Source organism: Serinicoccus sp. CNJ-927, assembly GCF_001942435.1.
GTDB lineage: Bacteria > Actinomycetota > Actinomycetes > Actinomycetales > Dermatophilaceae > Ornithinicoccus > Ornithinicoccus marinus.
On record NZ_MKKF01000052.1, the window covers coordinates 59,990 to 84,781 of the forward strand.

Below are 24,792 nucleotides of genomic sequence, written 5' to 3' on the forward strand. Positions count from 1 at the left end.
TCCCGACTCATCCGCGCAGCACCCGCGCGTAGAGCCCGAGCAGTCGCTCCTCCTCGGCGGTCCAGGTGAGACCGTGCGCCGCGGCCCGGGCGGCCGCGGCATACGGCGTCGGGTCGGCCAGCACCTGCTCGATCGTGGCCGCCAGGTCGGCCGGGCTCTGCGCGGAGAAGATCTCGCCGACGCCCAGCTCGCGCACCAGCTCGGCGGTGTCCGGCAAATCGGCGGCCACGACCGGGATGCCCGCGTGGATCGACTCGAAAAGCTTGTTGGGCAGGCTGTAGCGGTAGCTCAGGCAGATGGGGCGGACGTAGACGACCGAGACATCCGCGTCGGCCAGCGCCGTCGAGACCTCGGGCGGGGCGACCGCTCCCACGAAGTGCACCCGAGCCTCGAGCCCGAGGTCGGTGATCCGGCGGCGCAGCGCGGCGAGATAGCCCACCTCGCCGTAGCCCAGCAGCACCAGGTGCACCTGCTCGCCCAGGTGGGTCATCGCCTCCAGCGTCTCCTCGATGCCGCGGGAGGTGGTGATCCGGCCGCCGTAGGCGATGACCTGCTGCTCCGGGCCGAGCCCGGCCAGCGCGCGCAGCCGGCCCTGCTCGCGGCCCGGTGCCCCGCCCACGGCCGGGCGCGGCACGTTGCGCACCAGGGTGGGCGTCTCCGGCAGGTCGTAGGTCTCCTGCAGCCAGGCGACGATCGACGGGCTGACGGTGATGACACCGGCCGCCTGTCGGAGGACCGTCGACTCGATCAGGGCCTCGACGTGCGGCGCGACCGGCCGGTCCTGGCGCACGTTGCGGTGCCGCCACAGCTCGTGGGCGTCGTAGACGAGGCGCGCCCCGGTGCGCTGCGCGATCCACCAGGAGGGGGCGAGGGTGTTGCCGTCGTTGGCGTGGACCACGTCGGGGTCGAAGTCGACCGCGTCGCGGGCGGCGTCCCACCAGTAGAGCCCGAGGCTGGCGGTCCGCCAGGTGCGCAGCCAGAGGTCGAAGAGGGGCTCGGGCAGCGGCGGCTGCGGCGGCTCCGACGGCGCGGCGCCAGGGGCGGCGGGGGTATGCCGCTCGCCCGTCGCGGGGGCCGAGGCGTCGGGTGCGTGGTCGTCGGGTGCGTGGTCGGTGGGCGCGGGCGTCCCTGGCGCCTTCGGCAGCGACGCGGGTGGCTCAGGCACCGGCTCGGGGGGCTGACGGCCGGTCACCCGGCGCGCCAGATCGAGCAGCCAGGGGGCCTGGCGCGCGAGCGCGAACTCGCGGGCACGGCATACCTCGATCGCGTCGCCCACGACCCCCGGGCCCTCGGGATAGCCGGCCCGCGCGACGGCGAAGATCCGGACCTGCGCACCGGCAGCCCGCAGGCTCTCGGCGGTCTTGATGACGCGGGAGTCGGCGTGGGCGTCGTTGTAGACGAGCAGCGCGACGCGCGGAGCCCGGCCCTCGACCGATGGCAGACGGGGTCCTTGGGGGCTCACGAGTCCTTCCTCTCGTCCGCGAGGCCGGCGAGCGCCGCCTGCACGGCGAAGTCGGGAGCCTGCGCGACGACCTCGTCGAAGGTGCCGGTGGCGACCAGCTCGGCGCGGTCCATGAAGCAGACCTGCTCGCTGTGCCGGATGGTCGCCAGCCGGTGCGCTACGACGATGACGGACACCTGGCCGTGCAGCTCGCGGATGGCCGAGGTCACCGCCCGCTCGGTGGAGGTGTCGAGCGCCGAGGTGGCCTCGTCCATGACGAGCACGAGCGGGTCGGTGTAGAGGGCGCGCGCGACCCCGAGCCGTTGGCGCTGCCCCCCGGACAGGGCCAGCCCGCGCTCCCCCACGGGCGCGTGGATGCCGTCGGGCCGGGCCTCGACGACCTCCAGCAGCTGCGCCCGCTCCAGGGCGCGGCGGACGCGGTCCTCGTCGATGCCGTCGTCGTCCCAGGAGAGCGCGACGTTGCGCGCGACCGAGGCGTCGAAGAGCGCGACGTCCTGCGGCACGTAGCCCACGCGGGACCGCCAGGCCTTGAGGACGTCCGGCAGCGGCTGCTCGTCGACGAGGATCTGCCCGGAGTCCGGCTGCAGCAGGCCGAGGACGAGGTCGACGAGGGTCGACTTGCCCGAGCCGGACGCCCCGACGAGCGCGAGGGTCTCGCCGAACCGCAGGGTGAGGGAGACGTCGCGCACGGCCGCCTCCGCGGCGTCCGGATAGCTGAACGTCACGCCGTCCAGGCGCAACGTGCGCGCGTCGTCCGGCAGCGGCGCGTTGCCTCCCGTCCGGTCCGCCTCGGCATACCGGCGGCCACGGTCGATCTCCTCCAGGACCTGGGTCGCGAACGGGATGTTGGCAGCCGTCTGCCCCATGATCGTCTGGAAGCGGGTCAGCGAGGGCACGAGCCGGAAGCCGGCCACCCCGAAGAGCGCGATGGCGGTGAACGCGCCGGGCACCCCGTCCTGCAGCCACCCGATCGCGCCGCCCAGCACCAGACCGCCGATGAGCGCTGACTCGAGGACGTAGCGCGGGACGGCACCGAGGAAGGTCTGGTTGGCTCGCGCCTGCGAGGCGCGGCGCCGGGCCCGGAGCACGACGGTGGCGACCTCCTGCGACTTGTCCCGGAGCGTGACCTCCTTGAGCGAGTGCACCATCTCGGTCACGAGGCGCACCGCGCGGGCGGAGTAGTTGCGGTTGTCCTTGCCGGCCTGCACCGCCCGCCGCAGCACGACGCGGTAGAGCGCGAAGGCCACGAGGCCGAAGTAGAGGATCGTGGCCGTCGCGAGCACCGGCTGGGCCACGAGGAGCACCACGAGCACGGCGAGGAAGGTGAAGACCTCACCCGAGAGCTGGCAGAACGGGATGATGACCCCGGCCACCGTCGCCCCGACCCCGACGTCGGTGGAGCGGACCAGGTCGGTGGAGTTGCGGCGCAGCCGCTCGGCCCACGGTGCACGGAAGGTGGTCTCCAGCAGCTGGGCACCGAGGGCCTGCTCAAAGCGCGCGAACCGCCGCGTCGCCCACCACTGCAGCAGGATCGCGAAGACCGACTTGGTGATGATCAGTCCGCCGACGACGAGCAGCACGATCCCGAACTCGACCGGCTCGGACAGCTCGATGCCCAGGACCGGGAGCGTCGCGCTGCGCTGGGTGAGCATGGGGGTGAGCACGACCGCGAGCAGGCCGAGGGCCGCGACGTCGAGGACGGCGAGCAGGCTCTGCAGCACCGCGAAGCCGATGATGAAGCGGCTGGTGCCGGGGGGCAGGACCGTCAGGAGCTGGCGGACGGTGCGCCACAGAGCGAGCATCGCCGTCCAGCGTAGCCGTGACCTGGGCTGTCGCCGGGGCACCGCACCGCAGCCCGCTTCCGATGGCCCGTGGCGCCCCGGTGATCTATTTGGTCGTTCGTCCAATTTTTGGTACGCTCGCGACATGACCGCTGACGGACGAGCTGCCCGGGGCGAGCGCACCCGGGAGGCCCTGCTCGAGGCGGCCGCGGCCCTCATCGCCGAGGAGGGCTGGGGCCGGGTCAGCGTGCGCTCGGTCGCGGAGCGGGCCCAGGTGCGGCCCGGAGTCGTGCATTACCACTTCTCCTCGGCCGAGGAGCTGCGCCGGCACGCCGCCACCGCCTCGCTGCGGCTGTCTCTGGCGTCCTTCGCCGCCGCCCTCCCCGATCTGGAGCCGGGGCTGCTGGCCTACGGCGCGACGGTCGACTCCCCCGACTTCACCCGTGACCCCTCGTCGATGCTGGTCGCCGAGACCTATCTCGCCGCTGTCCGCGACCCGGAGGTCGCCGGATTGGTCAGACAGATCGTCCGGGAGCTGCGCGCGCTCCTCGAGGAGCGGCTGCGCGACGTCGGACACCCGCCTGCTGCGGCGCGGAGCCGGGCCGCGGCCCTGGTCGCCGGGATCGAGGGCCTCGTGCTCCACCGGAGCGTGGACCCGGACTTCCCCGTGGCCGAGGCCATGGCACACCTCGTCGAGCTCACCAGGAAGGACTCCCGATGAGAGCTGTGGTCAGTGGAGCGGGCATCAGCGGGCTCGCCGTGGCACACGCGCTGACGTCGCTGGGCTGGCAGGTCGACCTCGTCGAGGTGGCGCCCGGGCCGCGCACCGAGGGCTACACCCTGGATCTGTTCGGGCCCGGGTATGCCGCCGCCGAGGAGCTCGGCGTACTCGACGCGATCAGCGCCCGCGGCCGCGTCTATCGCGCGGCCCGCTTCGTGCAGGCCACCGGCCGCTCGAGCGGCGAGCTGCCGTTGGCGGCCTTCGCCGAGCTGCAGGGTGGTCGCTTCCTGTCGATCACCCGCGGCGGCCTCGAGGAGGCGCTGCGCTCCACCCTCCCCGAGGGGGCCCGGGTGCACTTCGGGCGCACCGTCGCGGACGTCGCGGAGATGGCGGACCTCAGGGACCAGGAGGATGTGGCGCGGGTCCGGTTGGACGACGGCACCGAGCTCGACGCCGACCTGGTGCTCATCTGCGAGGGACTGCACTCACCCACCCGGGCGCAGCTCTTCCCCGATGCCGCGGTCCGCCACCTCGGATTCCTCACCGGCGCCTTCAGCACCGAGGCACCCGAGGTCTCCGAGCGGCTCGGCCTGACGGTGGAGATGAGCGACACGATCGGTCGCCAGGTGGGCACCTACGCCATGGACGACGAGCTGGTGTCCACCTTCACGCTGGCCAGGGGCACCGAGCTGCCCGCGGACCGCGTCGACTGGTTGCGCGAACAGCTCGTCGGGGCCGGTCCCGCGGCAGAGGCACTGATCGCGCGCGTGCCGGAGGACGACGTCTTCGTCGACGTGGTGGCCCAGGCCATCGCTCCGCGGTGGCGGCACGGGCGGGTGCTGCTCATGGGTGATGCCGCGCACGCCGTGTCGCTCATCGCCGGTCAGGGGGCCTCGCTGGCCATCGCCGGTGCGCACGCGCTCGGGCAGGAGCTGGCGACCCTGACCCGGCCCGTGACCGCAGTCACCCTGACCCAGGCGCTCGACCGCTACGAGACGCGCTGGCGCGCGCAGGTCGAGCCCGTGCAGGACCGTGCTCGCCAGGGCGCCTCCAGCTTCGTCCCCACGGGCCGGAGCGCCCTTGTGCTGCGTCGGCTGGTGGTGCGGGCGACCCGGCTGCCCCTCGTCGCCCGACTGGTGGCGCGCAGCATCGGCGGGGCACCCACGCACTGACGAACCCGGCGCGAGCGGGGGTCGCGACGCGAGCGGGTGCCGCGACGCGAACGGGGCCGCGACGGCGGCGACAGGCGAGATGGCCCGGGACGGGTCCGCCCCGGGCGGGTCTCGGCATACCTCTGCGCTAGGGTCGAGGGCGACGCGGGGTGCCGCACGTGCGGCTGAGATCACACCCGTCGAACCTGATCTAGCTCGTACTAGCGAAGGGATCGTCATGAGCCAGACGCCCGTCTCCCCCGACCGCCTCGCCGCCTGCTGGGCGGAGGTGCGGACCCAGAGCCCGCTGACCCAGTGCCTCACCAACATCGTGGTCGCGCCGTTCACCGCCAACGTGCTGCTCGCCGCGGGCGCCGCGCCGGCGATGGTCGACAACCCGCACGAGGCCGGTGACTTCGCCCGGGTGGCCGGCGGGGTGCTGGTGAACCTGGGGACGCCCTACGACGACACGTCGCAGGCGATGCGCGCCGCCGTCCGGGGCGCGCGCGAGGTCGCCACCCCGTGGGTGCTCGACCCGGTCGCCGCCGGGCTGGCCTGGCGCACGAGCCTCGCCCGCGAGCTGCTCGAGACCGCCGCCCCGGCGATCATCCGGGGCAACGCCTCGGAGATCCTGGCGCTCGGCGGCGGGGCCGGAGGCCGCGGGGTCGACGCCACGCACAGCACGGACGACAGCGTCGAGACGGCCCGGTCCCTGGCGCGGAGCCACGGGTGCGCGGTGGCCGTCAGCGGGCCGGTGGACCGGCTCACCGACGGCACCCGCTCGGTCGAGGTGCACAACGGTGACGCACTCATGACCCGGGTCACCGGGGTCGGCTGCGCGCTCGGCGCCCTCATGGCGGCCGCGGCGGCGGTCGAGCCAGACCCGCTGCTCGCGGCGACGACCGCCACGGCAGCGCTGACGGTGGCCGCGGACGGTGCCGCCGCCGCGTCGGCCGGGCCGGGGAGCTTCGCGGTGGCGCTGCTGGACGAACTCGCCGTGCTCGAGGCGGACACGCTGGCTGAGCGGGTGCGGCTGGCATGAGCCGCGCCCCGCTCGACCTCAGCCTCTACCTCGTGACCGACACGGGTATGACGCGGCGCCACGGCCTCTCCACGACCATCCGGGCCGCCGTGGCGGGTGGCGCGACGGTGGTCCAGCTGCGCGACCCGGACGCCTCGGACGAGGAGTTCGTCGCGCTCGGGCTGCTCGCCCGCCGCGCGCTCGACGGCGCGAGGTCTGCCGCCCCCCTCATCGTCAACGACCGCGTCCACCTCGCGGAGCGCATCGGCGCCGACGGTGCCCACGTCGGCCAGTCCGACCTCGCTCCCGAGGCGGCGCGCGCGATGCTCGGCGACACGGCATACCTCGGGCTGTCGTGCACGTCCGCGGAGCAGGTGCGGGCCGCCGCCGAGCTGCCGGCGGGCACGGTGGACTACCTCGGGCTGGGACCGGTGTGGGCGACGCCCAGCAAGGTCGACCACGCCACGCCGGTCGGGGTCGACGGCCTCGCCGAGCTGGTGGCCGCCGCGACGCTGCCGTCCGTGGCCATCGGCGGCATCGACGCCGCCCGGGCCGCGGCGGTCCTGGCGACCGGGGTGGACGGGTTGGCGGTGGTCAGCGGGATCTGCTCGGCCGACGACCCGCAGGTGGCTGCCCGCGACCTGGCAGACCAGGTGGGAGCCGCGCGATGACGACGATCGTGCTGACCGTGGCCGGGTCGGACCCCTCCGGTGGCGCGGGCATCCAGGCCGACCTCAAGACCTTCGCGGCGCTGGGGGCCTACGGCTGCGCGGTCCTGACCTCGCTCACCGCGCAGAGCACGCAGGGCGTGACCGGGGTGCTCCCCGTGCCGGCCGCCTTCGTGCGGGAGCAGGTGGAGACCCTGGTGGCGGACCTGGACGTCGCTGCGACCAAGATCGGCATGCTCGGCACCGCGGAGGTGGCGCGCACCGTGGGCGACCTGTGCCGGTCGGGTTCGTTGCCGCGCGTGGTGCTCGACCCGGTCATGGTCTCGACCGCGGGCTCCCGTCTGCTCGACGAGGACGCGATCGAGGAGGTGCGCTCGATGCTGCCGCACGTGGCCGCGATCACCCCGAACCTCCCCGAGGCGGCCGTGCTCCTCGGCCTCGACCCGGAGGCCCAGGCGGGTGACGTGGCGACGATGCGCGACCAGGCGCTCGCGCTGCGCGGCCTCGGTGCCGAGCGGGTCCTGCTCAAGGGCGGCCACCTTGGTGCTGAGCAGGCGCACGGCGCGGTCGACCTCGACAGCGACGCGGCCGACCTCGGCGGCGACGCGGTGGACGTCTGGGCCGACGCCGACGGCCTGACCGAGCTGCGCACCCCGCGCGTCGACACCCCCCACACCCACGGGACCGGCTGCACCCTCTCCTCGGCGATCACCGCGCTGGTCCCCGTGCGCGACACCTGGATCGAGGCCGTGACCGACGCCAAGGACTGGCTCACCGGCGCGCTGGAGCACGGCCGGGACCTCGCCATCGGCCACGGCCCCGGCCCCGTGCACCACGCCTGGCGACAGCACCACCACCCCTGACGGACCGGCCGCACGGTATGCGCCAACCGGCCGCACGGTATGCGGCGGCCAGTCGGCGCGTCCCTCCCCGATGAGCGCCGGTCAGGTCAGAGCGACCGCCCGCCCGAGGCTCAGCGAGTCCTCCCAGGTCTCCTGGGTCCAGGCCATCTGCCAGAATCTGATCTCGAGGTGGCAGCTGTCCTCGAATGCCTGGGCCATCCTCGCCCGCTCAGCCGGGCCGGCCTCTTCGGCGAGCCGGTCCATGCGGTCGGTGAAGTCCTGCAGGATCTCCCCCGCGTCGGCGTAGAACTCCCACCACCCCCGGAACGGGTTGTCCGCCGCCACGGGAGCCTCCGCCTGCTGCCGCTGGGCTGCCCAGATGTAGGTCCACGGGCAGGGTGCGAGCGCCGCCATGAGCACCCCCAGCTGTCACGCCCGGCCAGCATCATGTGGTTGATGTAGGCCTGGGCGGTCGGCGCCATCCGGGCGGCGGTGACGGACGCGTAGTCGACGTCGAAGGCCGCGCACAGCACATGGTGGGGATGTGTCTCATCCTCAAGCAGGAAGGTGATCTGGTCACGGAACCAAGCCACCCACTCCCGGTCGGGGCTCAGCGCGATGCCCTGCCCATAGCCGCGCATGAAGGCGGTGAGGTATGCGTGGTCCTGAGCCACGTAGTGCAGCACACTCTCCCGGCTGGCGCCGCCGTCGGCGAGCGAGCGCAGGTAGGGATGGTCGTAGAAGGCCTGGAACAGGTGGTCGCAGCGCTCGCGCTGCTCGGCGGCGAAGCTCATGGCATCCTCCGCGAGACACAAAGGGGTGCCATCGCCGGCACGGCCACGATCCCTCCGCTCGCATGATCGAGATCAGGTTCGACGGGTCGGGATCGTCTCCCTCTCAGCCCAGTGGGCACCCCGCGTGGCGTGCCGCTCAGGCTAGCAATCCCCTCCCCAGCGCCACCGGGTGCCCCGCGATGCGCTCGGTGTGTCTGCACCCGGGTCACCGGGGAGGACCAGCCAAGCGCGGACGCCCTCAGCCTGCGGCGCGGGCCTCCCGCCAGGCCTGCACCATCTCCTCGACGTCGAGCCGTCCCACCACCGGCGGCGACGTCGGCCCGGCGTGCGGGCGTCGGCGGTCGGCGAGCACCCGCGCGTTGAAGTCCTCGACCGCCGCGCGGACGGCCGCCTCGTCCGGCAGCGGCAACAGCGCCTCGGGATAGGCCGCCTTCTCCCGACGCAGCTGCATCACACCGGGCATCGCGCCGGAGAGGTCGAGCTGCTCCCGTTGGATCAGGCTCTTGACCCACCAGTCGGGATCGTTGCGCGTGTCGACGTCGCGCAGCGGCTTGCCGGCTCCCGGCAGATCGTCGAAGGTGCCCTGCCGCTGCGCCTGGTCGATCGTCTGGTCGACCCAGCTCTGGACCGCGCGGGCCGTGGTCGCCGCCGACGGACGCCGCTTCGTCACGCCCTGGTCGGCCAGCTGGTCCTCGGCCTTCGGCGCACCGGGCCGCTCGCCTTCCTTGCCCCACCTGGTCATGGTCGGTCCTTCCTCGGCATCCTGCTGACCACCATGTCATAGGAGTCCTCGATCGCCTCCTTCAACTCCTCGACCGGGATGGCCCCGTCCGTCCGCAGGTCGTTCCACCCGCTGCGACCGATGTAGGCCATGACGGTCGCGTCGTCGGGGAAGCGGTCGAGCCACTCGTCGGCCTCCTCCCGCGACAGCCCGCACTTCACCCCCAGCCGGCCCGGACCGAGGAAGGCGAAGATCTTGCCCCGCTCCCCCGGGCCGACCTTCGCGACGTCGCCGTCGTCCCACGGCGAGTCCCGCCACGCCCCGGGCATCCCGAGGGCGAAACCACTCAGCTCGTCGTCGACCTGTCCCATGGGGGGAGCCTGCCACCCGGGCCTGACAGACCTGCCTCCAGCACGATCCTGGCCGCGCCCTCACCGGTCGCCGAGAGGCTCCGGTGCTCCCGGACCCACTCCACCCGACGGGCGCGCTCCTGCTCGTCCGGCGAGGCGCGCAGGGCAGCCACCATCGCTGCGGCCACGGCCCCTGGCTCGTGCTCGACGGCCGCCCCGAGCCCGTGGTCGCGCACGTCCGCCGCGGCCGGTCCCGGCCCGGCGAAGACCACGGGCGCCCGCACGCCAGCGCCGCGACCACCTTCGTCGATACGCGAAGTCGTATCCCACTCCCGGGCGCACGCCCACCAACGCCGCCGCGGCGCCGCGCTGCCACGACGCAGCCTCTTCCGGCGGCACCAGGGGGCGCAGCTCGATCACCCCCACGGGCAGTTCGCCTGCGATGCGCTGCAACGCCGGCCAGGACGATCCTTGACCGAGGAACACCAGCCGGGCGTGCGGCACCTCCCGCACCACCGCGCGCATCGCCTCGGCGAAGACCTCCGCGCCCTGCCACTCCGAGGCAGTCCCGGCATACACGAGGTATGCCGTCTCAGGCGCGTCCGCGTGGACCTCGCCGTCCGGGGTAAAGACGTCGGTGTCGATCCCGTTGGGCACGACCGTCACCGGCGCCCCGGGTCCGGCCAGGGCCCGCACGCGCTCGGCGACCCCGTCGCTCACCGCGACGACGTGCGCCGCCCCGCCCAGAGCGAAGCGCTCCACCGCACGCATCAGCCCGACCACGGGCGCAGGTACACCCATCGAGGCCGTCGCGTCGGACCACACGTCGGCTGCGTAGTAGACGTAGGGGATCCCTCGCCCGTGGATCCCGCCTCGGAGCGCGAGCGCGACCCGAGTCACCGCGCCCGTCGTCGGCGGCGGCTCCACGACGACCACGTCGGGGCGTGGACCGGTGAGCAGGCGGAGGGCGAGCGGCAGGTCGAAGGACAGGTAGGGCAGGTAGCCACGGACATACCCGGTCGCGTCGCGCAGCACCGGCCACCGCGACACCTCCACCCCTGCCGCGCTGGCGCGCCCCTCCTCCTGCTGGCCCTCACCCCCCACCGAGCGTCGCGCCGGGTTGCCCTGGACCCCACCGAGCGTCGACCGTGGTGGGCGCAGAGCCGGGGGCGGCGTCGTGGTCAGGACGCGGACCCGGGCGCGATCGGTGAGGGCACGCACCAACGCCGACAGCCGGAAGGTCGCGGCCGCCGCCTCGGGGGCGTAGATCCGCGACGCCAGGACGACGAGGGGCTTGCGCTCACGCACGGTTCAACCACTCACAGTCGCCGGAGGACACAGGAAGTGGACAGAGGTTTCTGGGGAACAGGCCCCGGAATCCTCCATCCAGAAAGGCACCTCGGGCAAACATTCGCGACGCCCGGTCGGGTCTGGAGCAACCATGCGCGACGCCCGGTGGGATGAGGGGTGGGGTGGTCACAGAGTGATGGTGCGGTCGGTCGCGGCGGACTCCAGCACCGCTTCCACGACCCTGAGGGTGTGCACCCCGTCGGCCATCGACACGATGTCGGAGTCGCGACCCCAGAGGGCGTCCCGGAAGCCTTCCTGCTCCACGCGCAGCGGCTCTCGGCGAGCGATGGCATACCGGATCGAGTCACCCTCGGAGACGCCCCGGAAGACCGAGACGCGTCCCACTCGCTGCGCACGTCGCCGTTGGCGACGAAGGTCAGGTCGCCGGAGAGGGTGTTGGCGACGAAGGACCCGTTCTCCCCCGTGGCGACCGTCTCGCGCACCTTGCGGGGTGAGAGCCAGTTGACGATGTGCGACACGATGATGCCGTTCTCGAGCTGACCGGTCGCCACCACCATGTCCTCGTGCTCGCGACCGGACCGGTGCGTCACCTGGCCGGCGACGCTGACGTAGGGCGACTGCGCGATCCACGCCGTGAGGTCGATGTCGTGCGTCGCGAGGTCCTTGACCACGCCGACGTCGGCGATCCGCGCGGGGAACGGGCCCTGCCTGGACGTCGTGATCTGGTAGACCTCGCCCAGCTCACCCGCCTCGATCCGCCGCCGCATCTCCCGGAGCGCCGGGTTGCACCGCTCGACATAACCCACCGCCCCGACCAGCCCGGCCTCCTCGAAGGCGCGGGCCACGCGCTCCCCCGACTCTGCGGTCGCGGCGATCGGCTTCTCCACCATCGTGTGGACACCGGCCTCGGCCAGCGCCAGTGCGACCTCCTCGTGCAGATAGGTCGGCACCGCCACCATCGCCGCCTCCATCCCCTCGCCGATGAGCGCCTCGACATCGGGCAGCACCGGCAGCGGCCCGGCCACCCCGTGCTTGTCGCCGTAGGGGTCGGCGACCGCCACCAGCTCCATCCCCTCGACCTCCCGGATGACCCGGGCGTGGTGCCGCCCCATCGAGCCGAGCCCGATGAGGCCCATGCGGACGGGCCGGTCCTCCGGCACCGCCGCGGGTCGGCCGGTCACGCGCCGGCTCCCGCGCCCGCGCGGACGACGGCCCCGACCGCGTCGGCGACCCGCTCCAGGTCCTGCTCGGTGAGCGAGGGGTGCACCGGCAGGCTGATCACCTCGGCTGCCGCCCGCGCCGTCTCCGGCAGCTCCCCGGCCGGCGCGAAGCGTGCCAGGGACACCAGCTCGTGGTTCGGCGTCGGGTAATAGACCCCGCACCCCACGTGGTGCTCCTCGCGCAGCGCCGCGACCACCTCGTCCCGCTGCTCGCCCGTGGCCCCGTCGATCCGGACGGTGTACTGGTGGTAGACGTGTGTGCACCCCTCCCGCACCGGCGGCACCACGACCCCGTCCACCCCGGCGAGGTGCTCGTCGAGCCGGCGCGCGTTGGCCTGCCGCGCCTCCGTCCACGCCCCGACCTTGCTCAGCTGCACCCGCCCGATGGCCGCGTGGATGTCGGTCATCCGGTTGTTGAGCCCGATGACCTCGTTGGCGTACTGCTTCTCCATCCCCTGGTTGCGCAGCAGCCGCACCCCCCGCGCGATCTCCTCGTCGGCACAGGCGACCATCCCGCCCTCGCCCGAGGTCATGTTCTTCGTCGGGTAGAGGCTGAACATCGCGAACGAGCCGAACCGGCCGACCGGCGTGCCGTGATAGGTCGCCCCGTGCGCCTGCGCCGCGTCCTCGAAGAGCTGGACGCCGTGCTCGGCGGTCACCGCGCGCAACGCGTCCATGTCCGCCGGGTGGCCGTAGAGGTGCACCGGCATGACCGCAGCGGTCCGGTCGGTCAGCGCGGCCCGCACCGACTCCGGGTCGAGGTTGAAGGTGTCCGGGCTGATGTCGGCGAAGACCGGAGTCGCCCCCGTCAGCGCCACCGCGTTGGCGGTCGCCGCGAAGGTGAAGCTGGGCACGATCACCTCGTCGCCGGCGCCGATCCCGCAGGCGAGCAGCCCCAGGTGCAGCCCGGAGGTGCCGGAGTTGACCGCGACGCAGGTGCGCCCCGCGACGAGCTGGGCGCCGAACTCCCCCTCGAAGGCCGCGACCTCGGGCCCCTGGGCCACCATTCCCGAGCGCAGCACCCGGTCCACCGCTGCGCGCTCGTCCTCCCCGATCAGCGGCTTGGCCGCGGGGATCATGGGCTGCTCGGTCATGCGGTCTCCTCATCGGTCCCGGCGCGGCGCAGGGCACCGTCGCTCTCGAGGTATGTCGTCCCCGTCTGCGGGCAGCGCCACTGCCCCGGGGTGCCGCTCGGCTCGAGCGGGCGGCCGGCGTGGCCCACCCACCCGACCTGCCGGGCCGGGACGCCGACGACCAGGGCGTGGGCGGGCACGTCCTTGGCGACGACCGCTCCAGCGGCGACGGTGGCCCACGGGCCGATCTCGACCGGGGCGATGCAGACGGCGCGGGCCCCGATCGAGGCCCCGTCGCCCACGGTGACGCCCACGGCGTCCCAGTCGCTCGCGTCCTTGCGCGAGCCGTCCGGGTTGACCGCGCGGGGGAAGGTGTCGTTGGTCAGCACGGCCGCGGGCCCGACGAAGACCCCGTGGCCCAGCCTGGCCGGCTCGTAGACCAGCGCGTAGTTCTGCAACTTGCAGTGGTCCCCGAGGTGCACGCCCGTGCCGACGTAGGCCCCCCGCCCCACGATGCACCCGGCGCCGAGGACGGCGTCCTCGCGCACCTGCGCGAGGTGCCAGACCGAGCTGTCGTCACCGATGCTCGCGCTGTCCGCGACATCGGCGCTGTCGACGATGCGTGTCGTCACGGGACTCCCATGGGTAGCGGTGGGGGACAATGCAGCCATGACTCTATCGCCCGTGCAGGAGGACGCCTGGCTGGTGATCCCCCTGTTCGACGAGGCGCAGGTGGTCGAGGAGGTCCTCCGCGAGGCACGGGCGTTGTTCCCCCACGTCGTCTGCGTCGACGACGCCTCCCACGACGCCTCCGCCGAGCGCGCCCGGGAGGCCGGTGCCGTGGTCGTGCAGCACCCGTTCAACCTCGGCCAGGGGCCGCGCTGCAGACCGGGATGCGCTACGTCCTCGACGCGACGGACGCGGCATACCTCGTCACCTTCGACGCCGACGGGCAGCACCGGCCGGCCGACGCGGCGCAGATGGTGCAACGTGCCCGGGACGAGGACCTCGCGATCGTCTTCGGTTCCCGCTTCCTCGACGACCGCACCCGCCCGGGGGTGCTCAAGAAGCTCGTGCTCAAGGCGGCGGTCTGGCTGACCAACCAGCAGACCGGGATGAAGCTCACCGATGCGCACAACGGGCTGCGGGTCATCCGCCGCGACGCCGCCACCCGGCTCGACCTGCGCCAGAACCGCATGGCCCACGCCACCGAGATCGTCCTGCAGCTCGGTCGCACCCGGCTGCCGTGGGCCGAGCACCCGGTGCACGTGCTCTACACCGACTACAGCCGGGCCAAGGGGCAGTCGCTGATGAACTCGGTCAACATCCTCGTCGACACCATCCTGAAGTGACATCGACCGCGTTGACATGGACCGCAGTGACGCCCACGACCGTGACACCGACGAGAGCGAGGCGCTGACGTGCTCGACCAACCCGTGATCAAGCTGGTGCTGCTGGTCAGCGTCGTCGTCGTGACCGCGATGCTCACCCGCTCGACCGCCGGGGTGCGGCACCAGGCGGTGCGGCGGCTGCTGCTCGTGGCCTTCGTCGTGCTCGCGGCGGTGGCGATCCTCTTCCCCCGCGTCCTCACCCAGGTGGCCCAGCTGCTCGGGGTGGGCCGGGGCGCGGACCTGCTGCTCTACGGCCTCACCGTCGTCTTCCTGGGGTATGTCGCGGCCTCCTACCGCCGTATGCGCCAGCTAGAGCAGCAGGTGACGACGCTGGCGCGGGAGCTCGCGCTGCGGGCAGCCGTGCACGACACCACCGAGCACGACACCACCGGGCACGACACCGCCCAGCATGAACCGCCACGCTCTCAGGAGACCTGACGCAGCCGGTCCAGCACCGCCTGGCCGGCGGTCGCGAGGATGCCGCGCGGGTCGCTGCGCGGGGTGTATGCCTCGCCCTCGTCGGTCGCGACCAGACCACCCACCTCGTGGACGAGCAGCGCGCCGGGCACGTGGTCCCACGGACGCGTCCCGTGGTAGACGAGCGCGTCGCAGGCCCCCTCCGCGAGCTTCGGGTAGTCGATGCCGCAGCTCACCCAGGTGAGCGCCATGGGCGCGGTGCCGCCGAGCGACTCGCCGACCTGCCGCCGGGCGGAGGTGTGCACCCGCCAGCGGGCCGGGTCGGTGCCGGGTCGCAGCGGCGGGAGCCGCTCGCCGTTGCGGGTCGCCCCCGCGCCCCGCTCGGCGACGTAGGCCAGGCGGTGCTGCGGCTGCCAGATCCAGGCCCGGACCGTCGTGCCGGCCCGGGTCTCGGCGACCATGACCGCGTGGTCCGGTGAGCCGTGGACGAAGTTGCGGGTGCCGTCGACCGGGTCCACGGTGAAGGCGTGCTCGGCGCCACGGAAGGCGTCCATGCTGGCCGGGTGGTCGGCGAAGGCCTCCTCGCCGAGGACGACGGCGTTCGGGTAGGCGGCGCGCAGCTCCCGGGTGATGAGCACCTCGGCCTCCCGGTCGGCGACCGTGACCAGGTCACCGGGGTGGCTCTTGGAGCCGATCTCGTCGTCCGCGAGCGCACGGAAGCGCGGCGTGATGGCCTCGTCCGCCACCTCCTGGAGCAGGGTCAGGACGGCATCCGTCGTCAGCGCGGCCACCGGTCCACTGTGTCACGACTCACCGGTAGGTGAGCACGCGCGGTCAGCCGAGCATCACCGGCGTCGGTGCGCGAGCCCGAGGTCGGCGCCATGCCCGGCCTGGGCAGCTCGATGGCCGTCGCCCTGCTGCTGCCGATGACCTTCGCGCGTCGGCCACCGAGCGCTCGACGTTGGGCATCCCCGAGCTCTTCGACGGGATCTCCATCGTCACGGTCACGGTCGCGGTCCTCGCGCTCGGCGAGGTCTTCCACATCGCGTCCCGGGTCCGGCGCAACCCCAAGACCGTCGCGATGAAGACCAGCGGGCGGGCGTGGCTCTCGCGCGCCGAGTTCCGCGAGGCCGCCCCCGCCTGGGCGCGGGGCACGGGGATCGGCCTACCTCTACGGCGGCTCGCTGCGCGAGGCGCTGCTGTCCTCCAACGGGGACTACGCCGTGCTGGTGAGCAGCTGGATCACCTGGGTGCTCTACGGCATCCTCGCCGTCGTGCTCATCGTCACCGTCCGCGCGAAACTCCGTGGTCGACGCAGCGCGGACGTCTAGGGTGGGTCTACCCTGGGCACCACCGCCGTCGAGGAGGCACCATGACCGAGGACCTGCCGATCCTGACGCTGCTGCCGCCGATCATCGCGATCGCGCTGGTCATCGCGACCAAGAAGGTGCTGCTGAGCCTCGGTGCGGGCGTGCTCGCCAGCGCGCTGCTCGTCGCGAACTTCAACCCGCTGGAGACGCTGCGCCTGGTGTGGACCGGCGTCGCCGGCATCTTCTGGGCCGAGGGCGCGGTCAACACCTACTACGTCTACATCCTCGTCTTCACCCTGGCGCTGGGCGTCATCGCCTCGCTCATCCTCATGTCCGGCGGCAGCCAGGCCTTCTCGGACTGGGCGATCCAGCGCATCCGGACCCGCCGCGGTGCGCAGGCGCTGGGCGCCGGGCTCGGCGTCGCGATCTTCATCGACGACTACTTCAACGCCCTCGCCGTCGGACAGGTCGCGCGCCCGGTCACCGACCGGCACCACGTCGCCCGCGCCAAGCTGGCCTACCTCATCGACTCCACCTCCGCGCCGGTCGCGGTGCTCGTCCCCTTCTCCAGCTGGGGCGCGAGCATCATCGGCATCATGGCCCCGCTGGTCGCCGCCTCGACGCTGACCGTGAGCGACGTCGGCGCCTTCCTCGGGGCCGCCGGGATGAACTACTACGCGATCGCGGCGGTGCTGCTCGTGTGGATCGTCGTGGTCTTCGGGATCGACTTCGGGCCGATGCGCGGCCAGGAGCGGCGCGCGATCACCGAGGGCGAGACCTACGACGACAGCGAGGAGATCCCCGGCGAGATCGCCGAGGACCTCCCGGTCCACTCCCCCGGCCACAAGCGCGCGCTGGTCATCCCGTTCCTGCTGCTGGTCGCCGGGGTGCTGGGCGGCATCGTCTGGACCGGCTACCGCGGCACGGTCACCGCTGAGGACTACGTCGCCGGCAGCGGCGTCGGCGTCCTGGACATCATGGCCTCGACCGACGTCACCCAGGCGCTCATCTACGGCGCCGTGCTCGGGCTCGCGTCGGCCTTCTACTACTACGTGCGCTACACCTCCTCCAACCCCAAGTTCTCCACCAGCACCCTGGGACGCGGCGTCTGGAGCGGGATACAGTCCATGCTCCCGGCGGTCTACATCCTGCTGCTCGCGTGGATCCTCGGTGACCTGATCGGCCAGCTCGGCACCGGCGAATACCTCGGTGGTCTCGTCGAGAGCGCCAACATGGCGCCGCAGTGGCTGATCCCGGTGATGTTCGTCCTCGCCGGCGCGATGGCCTTCTCCACCGGCACCTCGTGGGGGTCCTTCGGGATCCTGCTCCCGATCGCGGGCGACATCATGGTCAACGTCAGCGGAGGCGACGAACTGCTCCTCGCGGCCTTCGGCGCGGTCCTCGCCGGCGCGGTCTGGGGCGACCACTGCTCCCCGATCAGCGACACGACGATCCTGTCCAGCACCGGCGCGAGCTGCAACGTCATCACCCACGTCATGACCCAGCTGCCGTATGCCATCTCCGGCGCCGTCATCGCGCTGCTCGGCTACGCCGTCTTCGCCGCGACCGGCAGCGGCTGGCTCGGTTTCGTCGCCGTGCTCGTCGGGCTGGTCGTCGTCGCGATCCTCGGCAAGACCGTCCTGCAGCGGCTCGAGGACGAGATCCCGGAGGAGGAGCAGGCGGAGCGCTCGCTGTCCTGACCGGGGGACGAAAACCCGTTGCCGCGCCCGACCCGGGCGCGGCAGACTCCGGAGCACCACGAGCACGCGCCGGGCGTGCTCACCTGAGAGGAAGGGGGCCAGCGATGTCCGACCGCGCCCCGGGGCACCCGCCCCACCCCCCTCTTCCTCCCAGGAGCACCTCGTGCACACCCCGCACCCCACGGGCGACATCGACCCGTTCTTCGTCTTCGACTACGCGCCGCTGCACGCGGCCGACGACCTCAGCACCGACCAGCGTCTGACGACCTACTGGGACGTCGAGGCGGGCCACCGCGGCCCGGCCCCCGTCCCGCCGTGGGTGGTGCAGGACTCCGGCGCCATCGACACCGAGCTCGGCGTGCTCAAGACCGGCAAGGAGGCCGACGTCTTCCTGCTCGAGCGCACGGCGAGCACGCCGGGCACCGACGCCGCCTGCCTGCTCGCCGCCAAGCGCTACCGCGACGCCGACCACCGCTCGTTCCACCGCAGCGCGAGGTATACCGAGGGTCGCGGCGTGCGTCGGTCCCGCGACCAGCGGGCGCTGGCCAAGGGGACCACCTACGGCCGCGCCGTGGCCGCGGGCCGCTGGGCGCATGCCGAGTGGGAGGCCATGTGCCACGCCTGGGAGGTCGGCCTGCGCGTTCCCTACCCGGTCTCGATCCAGGGCACCGAGCTGCTCATGGAGTTCGTCGGCGAGCCGGACGGGACGGCGGCGCCACGCCTGGCCCAGGTCACGGGCGATCCCCCGCTCCTGGCCCACCTGTGGGACCAGACCCGGGACGTCGTCCTCGGCCTGGCCGGTCAGGGCTGGGCACACGGCGACCTGTCCGCCTACAACCTGCTCGTCCACGGTGAGACCCTGGTGGTCATCGACCTGCCCCAGGTGGTGGATGTCGTCGCCAACCCGCAGGGCGCTGACCTGCTGCACCGGGACTGCACCACGGTGACCGCGTGGTTCCTGCGGCGCGGGCTCGACGCCGACGCCGAGGAGCTCTTCACCGAGGCCCTCGCGCTGGCCCTGTGAGGGCGACCGGCGAGCTCGGGTCAGGCGCGACGACGTGAGCCATCCCACAATTTGGGGTGGTGCAGCGGGGGTAAAGATCACTTAGGTTAGGGTTACCTTCGGCGTCAGGATGCTGGTGCCGACCCCGAACCTCAAGGAGAAGCATCATGAACCTGCGTCGCCCTCGCGCCGGCCTCGTGGCCCTCGCGACCGCCGCCGCCCTGACCCTGGCCGCCTGCGGCAGTGACGAGGGCACCGACAGCTCGTCCGACGACGGTTCCGCCGCCGAGGAAGGCTCCGCCGGCGACGAGAGCGCCGACAGCGAGGAGTCCGCCGATGACTCCGAGGGCGACACGTCCTCGGAGGAGGCCGCGTCCGGCACCGTCGAGGTCGAGGACTTCCAGGGCACCGTGGAGGTGCCGGTCCCGGCCGAGCGGATCATGGTGACCGACAACCGCGTCGTTCGCGCCCTCGACGCCTGGGGCGTCCCGGTCGTGGCCGCGCCGCTGGACATCTTCCCGAAGGACATCGGCTACGCCAGCGACGACTCCGTGGTCAACCTCGGCAACCACGGCGAGCCCGACCTGGAGGCCATCGTGGCCGCCGACCCCGACCTCGTGCTCACCGGCTACCGCTTCCAGGACTTCTACGAGGACATCACCTCGCTCGTGCCCGAGGCCGCCATCGTCGACACCACCACGGACTACGAGACCAACCCCCTGGACGAGGAGCTCATCCGCCAGATCGAGCTCGCCGGCCAGGCCGTCCAGCATGAGGAGGACGCCGCGGCCCTGGTCGAGGAGTTCGAGGCGTCCATCGCCGCGGCCACCGAGGCCTACGACAGCGAGCAGACGGTCATGGGGCTGATCACCTCCGGCGGTGACATCGGCTACGTCGCCCCGAGCACCGGCCGCGCGATCGGTCCGGTCTTCGACGTCCTGGGCCTCACCCCGGCCCTGGAGCAGGAGGGCGGCAGCGGCCACACCGGCGACGACATCTCGGTCGAGGCCATCGCCGAGTCCAACCCGGACTGGATCATCGTCATGGACCGCGACGCGGCCGTCGCCGCCGAGGGCGAGGAGTACTCCAGCGCCGAGGAGGTCATCGCCGAGTCGGAGGCGCTGGCCAACGTCACCGCGGTGACCGAGGGCAACATCGTCTACCTGCCCGCCGACTTCTACCTCACCGAGGACATCCAGGCCTACACCGAGGTCTTCAACGACCTCGCCGACGCCATGGGTGGCTCCGCCCGCTGAGCACCCTCCAGCCCACCCACGGGGGACCCCCGGCAGGCCGCACCGGCCCGACCCGGGGGTCCTCGGCGTGGGCGCTGCCCCTCGCGGTCGTGCTGACCGCGGGGCTGCTGGCGCTGTCGCTGTCGGTCGGTGTCTACGACATCACCGACGGCGAGGACGGGTGGGCGATGTTCGGCATCACCCGGGTCCCGCGCACCATCTCCCTCGTCCTCGCGGGGGCCGCGATGTCGATGTGCGGCCTGGTCATGCAACTCCTGACGCAGAACCGCTTCGTCGAGCCGACGACCACCGGGACCACCGAGTGGGCCGGGCTCGGCCTGCTCCTCGTCTTCATCCTCGTCCCGGGCGCGAGCCTGCTCACCAAGATGGCCGGTGCGGTGGTCATGGCCTTCATCGGCACCATGGTCTTCTTCGCCTTCCTGCGGCGGGTGTCGCTGAAGTCCTCGCTCATCGTCCCCATCGTCGGGATCATGATCGGGGCCGTCGTGGGGGCGGTCTCGACCTACCTCGCGCTGGCCACCGACATGCTGCAGCAGATGGGCATCTGGTTCGCCGGGAGCTTCACGTCGGTGGTGCGGGGCCGCTACGAGATGCTGTGGATCGTCCTGGTCGTCACCCTGCTCGTCTTCCTCCTGGCCGATCGGCTCACCGTGGCGGGGCTCGGCAAGGACGTCGCGACCAACGTGGGGCTCGACTACGACCGCGTCATCCTCCTGGGCGTCGCCATGGTGGCCGTCGCCACGGGCGTGGTGACCGTGGTCATCGGGTCGTTGCCCTTCCTCGGCCTCATCGTGCCCAACGTGGTCTCGCTCCTGCGCGGCGACAACCTGCGCAGCAACCTGCCGTGGGTCTGCCTGCTCGGCGTCTGGGTGGTCACCGTCTGCGACATCATCGGGCGCACGATCATCATGCCGTTCGAGGTGCCGGTCTCGCTCATCCTCGGCGTCCTCGGCGCGGTCTTCTTCATCGCCCTGCTCGTGATCCGGCAGCGCCGTGCCTGAGACGAGGACCGCCGCCACCGACGCGCCGCAGGTCTCCGGGCATACCCCTGGTCCCGGCGAGCGCCGCACCGGCCCGTTCGTGCGCGGCCGGGACCGGCTCCGGTATGCCGTCGTCATGGGGCTGCTGGTGCTCCTCGCCCTGGGCTTCACGGCCGGGATCCTCGCCTACGACAACCCGATGCCGGTCGGCACCGACGGCTTCTGGCGGATCGCCGAGCTCCGGGCCACGAGCATCGCGGTGATCCTCGTCGTGGCCTTCTGCCACGCCTTCGCCACGGTGAGCTTCCAGACCGCCACGAGCAACCGGATCATCACCCCCTCCATCATGGGCTTCGAGGCGCTCTACGTCGTCGTGCAGACCGGCGCAGTCTTCTTCCTCGGCGCCTCGGGCGTGGCCGCGGTCACCGGCACCGCACAGTTCCTGCTGCAGGCAGGGCTCATGGTCGTCGTCGCGACGATCCTCTACGGCTGGCTGCTGTCAGGCCGCTTCGGCAGCATCCACATCATGCTGCTCGTCGGGGTGATCCTCGGCGGCGGGCTCGGGTCGTTGTCGACCTTCATGCAGCGCCTCCTCACGCCCAGCGAGTTCGACATCCTCACCGCCCGCCTCTTCGGCAACATCGGCAACGCCGACGCGGCCTACCTGCCCTATGCCGTGCCGATCGCGCTGGCCGCCGGTGGCACGCTGTGGTGGCGGGCGCGGCGGCTGGACGTGCTCGCCCTGGGCCGGGACGCCACGACCAACCTGGGGCTGAACCACCGGCGCGAGGTCATCGTCGTCCTCGTCCTCGTCTCGGTCCTCATGGCGATGACGACCTCCCTCGTCGGCCCGATGACCTTCCTCGGGTTCCTCGTGGCGATGCTCGCCTACCAGTTCGCCGACACCTACGACCACCGGCTGCTGCTGCCGATGGCCTTCCTGCTGGGGTATGTCGTGCTCAGTGGTGCCTACTTCGTGCTGCGCCACGTCTTCTACGCCCAGGGCATGGTCACGATCATCATCGAGCTGGTCGGCGGCCTGACCTTCCTGGTCTACATCATCCGAAAGGGCCGGCTGTGATCGAGCTGACCGACGTCACCAAGACCTACGGCACCGAGACCACGATCGGTCCGGTGACCACGCAGATCCCCGCCGGAGGGATCACCGCGCTCATCGGGCCGAACGGCGCCGGGAAGTCGACCGTGCTCACCATGATCGGCCGGCTCCTCGGGTTGGACGAGGGGTCGATCACGGTCGCCGGGCACGACGTCGTGCACACGCCGTCGCGCGCGATCGCCACGATCCTGTCGATCCTGCGCCAGGAGAACCACTTCATCACCCGACTCACGGTGCGCCAGCTCGTCGGCTTCGGCCGGTTCCCCCACTCCCGGGGCCGGCTCACGCCCGAGTGCGAGCGCCACATCAGCGAGGCGATCGACTTCCTCGACCTCACCGGCCTGGAGCACCGTTACCTCGACGAGCTGTCCGGCGGCCAGCGGCAGCGCGCCTACGTCGCGATGGTGCTCGCCCAGGACACCGACTACGTGCTCCTCGACGAGCCGCTGAACAACCTGGACATGCAGCACTCGGTGCAGATGATGCGCCAGCTGCGCCGGGCCGCGGACGAGCTGGGACGCACCGTGGTCATCGTGCTGCACGACATCAACTTCGCGGCGCGCTACGCCGACCAGATCATGGCGATGAACGACGGGCAGATCACCGAGTTCGGGCCGCCGGCGCAGATCCTCACCGACGCGACCCTCACCCGCGTCTTCCACACCCCGGTGAAGGTCATCGACGGGCCCGACGGGCCGCTCGCGGTCTACTACTGACCGCGCGGTCCACGACCGGCTCGCGGGCCGGCCGCGGTCAGGGGTCAGGGGGCCGACCAGTGGGGGCCGCGACGGACCCGGACGGGTCCGCTCGCCGTCGAGGGGTCGACCACCCGTCCGACCTGGGTGATCTCGACCCGGCCCGCGACGACGAGCCGCCGGGCGGCCCGGCGGGCCGGCTCCATGAGCTCCCGCCACGCCTCGGGGTCGTCGGAACCCTCGCCGTCCTGCCCCTGGGTGCGGACGACCTGGCGCGCCGCCTCCGACGGGCAGACCGAGGAGGTCGCCGCCCGCCGCGCGAGCAGGTCGACCAGCGCCTCCTCCAGCTCGCGGTCGACGGCCCGCACGCCCCGCCGGCGGCAGGCACTGGAGCAGTACCTCACCTCGTCCCAGGAGCGCTCCCACTTCTTGCGCCACTCGATCCGGCGCCCGCAGGAGGCGCACCACTTCTCGACGTCCCGGGCGTGATCCCCGCCCTCGTCGCCGGCGCGCCGCCCGCTCATCGCAGCCCGCCGGCACCCTCGTTGGCCTCCTCGAAGGCCGCGATGGCGGCCCGGAAGCCGGCCAGCTCGGCGTCGGTCCCCCAGGTGGTGAAGGACAGCGTGCCCTCCACACCCCCGGAGCCGGAACCGGTGGAGAAGCCGCCGCAGCCACCCAGGACTGCCGGGGTGTCCGCCCCTCCCATGGCAGCGAGGAACGAGCGTCGGGTGAGTCGCATGCGAACTCCGATGATCGGGCGCGGACGGTGACAGGCGCCGTGCGGGGAGCGGCCGGGTCAGCCTATCCGCAGATCCGCCTCCTCGGCGGTCAGAACGTCCTCAAGGTGCGCCCGCTGCCGCGGCTCGAGGTCGAGCCGGGCCACGCCCTCCCGCGTCGCCCCGGCGACGGCGTGCGCCTGCTCCCGGGTGAGCAGGCCGAGCCGGAGCGCGTGGCCCGCGGCACCGGCATACGTGTCGAAGACGTGCACGCCGCGCTCTGCCCACGCGGCGCGCGCCGCCCCGTCCAGCCCGGTGACGTCGTGCAGGAGGGTGCCCACCACGTGGTCGTGGGGGCGGGCCGCCATCTCGGCGCCCACGTCGCCGTCCGCCTGACCGCTGTCGCCGACGAAGACCATGCGGCACTCGGGGAAGAGCAGGTGGTCACGCTCCATGTTCTGCAGCTTGCGCTCGGCGATCGCCGCCTTCGTGTGCAGGTTGAGCAGCGACCCGCCGAGCACGGAGTGCGGCGGCAGACCGAGGTCGGCCAGCCCGTCCCGGGTGTACTCCTCGATGAGCCCGGCCGGCCCGCCCGGCCGGGCGGTGACGAAGGTGAGGTCGCCCACCCGGCCCGGGTCCGCCGCCGCCCCGCGGTCGAGCTGGGTCAGCAGCTCGACGACCCCGGGGTAGACCGTCCCGCGGGGGTAGCGGTCGTCGTGCAGCGCGCACCGGAGCGTGTCGTCGATGTCGCAGAGCACGCGGAGGTCGGGGGTCGGGTCGGCCTGCGCCTGCGCGGCGATGTGCTCGAGGAGCCGGTCCTGGAGGTCCTCGTCCAGGTGGTCGAAGACGAGGTGCTCGAGGTCGTGGTGGTCGCCGGTGGCGTTGAGGCGGTACTTCAGGTCGTGGAAGGGGGCGCCGGTCACCGCGGTCATCGTGTCCACGATCGCCTGCTGGTCCTCGCGGGTCACCCGGCCCCGGTGCAGCGGCCCGATGAGGCGCGCCAGCAGCTCGGTCGGCACGCGGGCCGTCACGGTGGACGAATCCATGGTCCCTCCTGGGGCGGCCCTGGTCGGAGTGCCAGGAGGAGCAAGC

25 protein-coding genes, 3 pseudogenes and 2 riboswitches are annotated in these 24,792 nt (G+C 72.6%); of the genes and pseudogenes, 13 read left to right on the forward strand and 15 right to left on the reverse strand.

What is annotated here, in order from left to right; all coding sequences use genetic code 11:
* Positions 1 to 7 precede the first annotated feature (7 nt).
* Both BJF86_RS18060 and BJF86_RS16410 read right to left on the reverse strand, forming a co-directional pair.
* Positions 8 to 1,462: a glycosyltransferase gene (locus tag BJF86_RS18060; protein WP_075820536.1), complete on the reverse strand. Its 1,455-nt coding sequence runs from the start codon at positions 1,460 to 1,462 to the stop codon at positions 8 to 10.
* On the reverse strand, positions 1,459 to 3,264 hold the full coding sequence (locus tag BJF86_RS16410) for an ABC transporter ATP-binding protein (RefSeq protein ID WP_075820538.1): 1,806 nt from the start codon (positions 3,262 to 3,264) through the stop codon (positions 1,459 to 1,461). The genes BJF86_RS18060 and BJF86_RS16410 overlap by 4 nt, the downstream gene beginning before the upstream one ends.
* A gap of 124 nt (positions 3,265 to 3,388) precedes the next feature.
* On the opposite strand from BJF86_RS16410, the gene BJF86_RS17750 reads away from it, so the two are divergent.
* The 5 genes from BJF86_RS17750 (at position 3,389) to thiD (ending at position 7,667) form a co-directional block, all read left to right on the forward strand.
* Complete coding sequence (locus tag BJF86_RS17750) at positions 3,389 to 3,964, forward strand: TetR/AcrR family transcriptional regulator (protein ID WP_075820539.1); 576 nt, start codon at positions 3,389 to 3,391, stop codon at positions 3,962 to 3,964.
* Entirely contained in the window at positions 3,961 to 5,136 is a 1,176-nt protein-coding gene (locus BJF86_RS16420; protein WP_075820541.1) for an FAD-dependent monooxygenase, read from the forward strand. Before BJF86_RS17750 ends, BJF86_RS16420 begins: the two co-directional genes overlap by 4 nt.
* Positions 5,137 to 5,271: 135 nt before the next feature.
* A riboswitch (TPP riboswitch) is annotated at positions 5,272 to 5,366 on the forward strand.
* Positions 5,354 to 6,157 carry a hydroxyethylthiazole kinase gene (gene thiM / locus BJF86_RS16425; RefSeq protein WP_075820543.1) on the forward strand — a complete coding sequence of 268 codons (804 nt, stop codon included), beginning with the start codon at positions 5,354 to 5,356 and terminating at the stop codon, positions 6,155 to 6,157. (Overlaps the previous riboswitch by 13 nt.)
* Positions 6,154 to 6,807, forward strand: coding sequence for a thiamine phosphate synthase (gene thiE / locus BJF86_RS16430; RefSeq protein ID WP_075820545.1), 654 nt, complete (start codon positions 6,154 to 6,156; stop codon positions 6,805 to 6,807). Before thiM ends, thiE begins: the two co-directional genes overlap by 4 nt.
* Entirely contained in the window at positions 6,804 to 7,667 is an 864-nt protein-coding gene (thiD, locus tag BJF86_RS16435) for a bifunctional hydroxymethylpyrimidine kinase/phosphomethylpyrimidine kinase (protein ID WP_075820547.1), read from the forward strand. The genes thiE and thiD overlap by 4 nt, the downstream gene beginning before the upstream one ends.
* 81 nt (positions 7,668 to 7,748) lie before the next feature.
* Here the strand turns inward: thiD and BJF86_RS19415 are convergent, their stop codons facing one another.
* From BJF86_RS19415 to BJF86_RS16470, 8 genes and pseudogenes are all read right to left on the reverse strand, one after another.
* Positions 7,749 to 8,060: a hypothetical protein gene (locus tag BJF86_RS19415; protein ID WP_158068445.1), complete on the reverse strand. Its 312-nt coding sequence runs from the start codon at positions 8,058 to 8,060 to the stop codon at positions 7,749 to 7,751.
* A gap of 77 nt (positions 8,061 to 8,137) precedes the next feature.
* A pseudogene (locus BJF86_RS19935) lies at positions 8,138 to 8,440 on the reverse strand (thiaminase II); the annotation flags it as partial.
* 31 nt (positions 8,441 to 8,471) lie between these two features.
* Positions 8,472 to 8,573, reverse strand: a riboswitch (TPP riboswitch).
* Between the two features lie 105 nt (positions 8,574 to 8,678).
* Positions 8,679 to 9,182, reverse strand: coding sequence for a DUF1992 domain-containing protein (locus tag BJF86_RS16445; protein WP_028130788.1), 504 nt, complete (start codon positions 9,180 to 9,182; stop codon positions 8,679 to 8,681).
* The gene (locus BJF86_RS16450; protein WP_022923777.1) at positions 9,179 to 9,532 is read right to left on the reverse strand and encodes an MmcQ/YjbR family DNA-binding protein; all 354 of its coding nucleotides are present in this window, start codon (positions 9,530 to 9,532) and stop codon (positions 9,179 to 9,181) included. The genes BJF86_RS16445 and BJF86_RS16450 overlap by 4 nt, the downstream gene beginning before the upstream one ends.
* 60 nt (positions 9,533 to 9,592) lie before the next feature.
* Entirely contained in the window at positions 9,593 to 10,819 is a 1,227-nt protein-coding gene (locus BJF86_RS16455; protein ID WP_237768282.1) for a glycosyltransferase, read from the reverse strand.
* Positions 10,820 to 10,987: 168 nt separating this feature from the next.
* Positions 10,988 to 11,958, reverse strand: a pseudogene (locus BJF86_RS16460) (Gfo/Idh/MocA family protein).
* Between the two features lie 41 nt (positions 11,959 to 11,999).
* Positions 12,000 to 13,136 (reverse strand): DegT/DnrJ/EryC1/StrS family aminotransferase, encoded by a 1,137-nt coding sequence (locus tag BJF86_RS16465; RefSeq protein WP_075820549.1) that lies wholly within the window; start codon positions 13,134 to 13,136, stop codon positions 12,000 to 12,002.
* Positions 13,133 to 13,786 (reverse strand): acyltransferase, encoded by a 654-nt coding sequence (locus BJF86_RS16470; protein WP_202817371.1) that lies wholly within the window; start codon positions 13,784 to 13,786, stop codon positions 13,133 to 13,135. The genes BJF86_RS16465 and BJF86_RS16470 overlap by 4 nt, the downstream gene beginning before the upstream one ends.
* Between BJF86_RS16470 and BJF86_RS16475 the strand changes: the two are divergent.
* Both BJF86_RS16475 and BJF86_RS16480 read left to right on the forward strand, forming a co-directional pair.
* Positions 13,785 to 14,467: pseudogene (locus BJF86_RS16475) on the forward strand (glycosyltransferase family 2 protein). The gene BJF86_RS16470 and the pseudogene BJF86_RS16475 overlap by 2 nt on opposite strands.
* A gap of 69 nt (positions 14,468 to 14,536) precedes the next feature.
* Complete coding sequence (locus BJF86_RS16480) at positions 14,537 to 14,944, forward strand: DUF2304 domain-containing protein (RefSeq protein ID WP_075820553.1); 408 nt, start codon at positions 14,537 to 14,539, stop codon at positions 14,942 to 14,944.
* Here the strand turns inward: BJF86_RS16480 and BJF86_RS16485 are convergent.
* Together BJF86_RS16485 and BJF86_RS19940 are read right to left on the reverse strand one after the other, a co-directional pair.
* A complete protein-coding gene (locus BJF86_RS16485; RefSeq protein WP_022923770.1) occupies positions 14,932 to 15,714 on the reverse strand; it encodes an inositol monophosphatase family protein in 783 nt (260 codons plus the stop codon). The genes BJF86_RS16480 and BJF86_RS16485 overlap by 13 nt on opposite strands.
* Positions 15,715 to 15,757: 43 nt before the next feature.
* Entirely contained in the window at positions 15,758 to 16,078 is a 321-nt protein-coding gene (locus BJF86_RS19940) for a hypothetical protein (protein WP_158068446.1), read from the reverse strand.
* A gap of 217 nt (positions 16,079 to 16,295) precedes the next feature.
* On the opposite strand from BJF86_RS19940, the gene BJF86_RS16490 reads away from it, so the two are divergent.
* From BJF86_RS16490 to BJF86_RS16515, 6 genes are all read left to right on the forward strand, one after another.
* Positions 16,296 to 17,933, forward strand: a complete 1,638-nt coding sequence (locus BJF86_RS16490; RefSeq protein WP_075820555.1) for a Na+/H+ antiporter NhaC family protein — start codon at positions 16,296 to 16,298, stop codon at positions 17,931 to 17,933.
* Between the two features lie 163 nt (positions 17,934 to 18,096).
* On the forward strand, positions 18,097 to 18,957 hold the full coding sequence (locus BJF86_RS16495; RefSeq protein ID WP_075820557.1) for a serine protein kinase RIO: 861 nt from the start codon (positions 18,097 to 18,099) through the stop codon (positions 18,955 to 18,957).
* A gap of 146 nt (positions 18,958 to 19,103) precedes the next feature.
* Positions 19,104 to 20,192, forward strand: coding sequence for a siderophore ABC transporter substrate-binding protein (locus tag BJF86_RS16500; RefSeq protein ID WP_075820559.1), 1,089 nt, complete (start codon positions 19,104 to 19,106; stop codon positions 20,190 to 20,192).
* 74 nt (positions 20,193 to 20,266) lie between these two features.
* Positions 20,267 to 21,193 (forward strand): ABC transporter permease, encoded by a 927-nt coding sequence (locus BJF86_RS16505; RefSeq protein WP_052327722.1) that lies wholly within the window; start codon positions 20,267 to 20,269, stop codon positions 21,191 to 21,193.
* Entirely contained in the window at positions 21,186 to 22,253 is a 1,068-nt protein-coding gene (locus BJF86_RS16510) for an iron chelate uptake ABC transporter family permease subunit (protein ID WP_414819952.1), read from the forward strand. Before BJF86_RS16505 ends, BJF86_RS16510 begins: the two co-directional genes overlap by 8 nt.
* Complete coding sequence (locus BJF86_RS16515; protein WP_075820561.1) at positions 22,250 to 23,005, forward strand: ABC transporter ATP-binding protein; 756 nt, start codon at positions 22,250 to 22,252, stop codon at positions 23,003 to 23,005. The genes BJF86_RS16510 and BJF86_RS16515 overlap by 4 nt, the downstream gene beginning before the upstream one ends.
* A gap of 44 nt (positions 23,006 to 23,049) precedes the next feature.
* Here BJF86_RS16515 and BJF86_RS16520 read toward each other — a convergent pair whose 3' ends face one another.
* From BJF86_RS16520 to BJF86_RS16530, 3 genes are read right to left on the reverse strand one after another with little or no spacing between them, the layout of a single operon-like run.
* Entirely contained in the window at positions 23,050 to 23,508 is a 459-nt protein-coding gene (locus BJF86_RS16520) for a DUF2256 and DUF3253 domain-containing protein (protein WP_075820563.1), read from the reverse strand.
* Positions 23,505 to 23,723, reverse strand: coding sequence for a hypothetical protein (locus BJF86_RS16525; RefSeq protein WP_202817206.1), 219 nt, complete (start codon positions 23,721 to 23,723; stop codon positions 23,505 to 23,507). The genes BJF86_RS16520 and BJF86_RS16525 overlap by 4 nt, the downstream gene beginning before the upstream one ends.
* Before the next feature lie 57 nt (positions 23,724 to 23,780).
* Positions 23,781 to 24,746 carry a phosphatase domain-containing protein gene (locus tag BJF86_RS16530; RefSeq protein ID WP_075820565.1) on the reverse strand — a complete coding sequence of 322 codons (966 nt, stop codon included), beginning with the start codon at positions 24,744 to 24,746 and terminating at the stop codon, positions 23,781 to 23,783.
* Positions 24,747 to 24,792 lie beyond the last annotated feature (46 nt).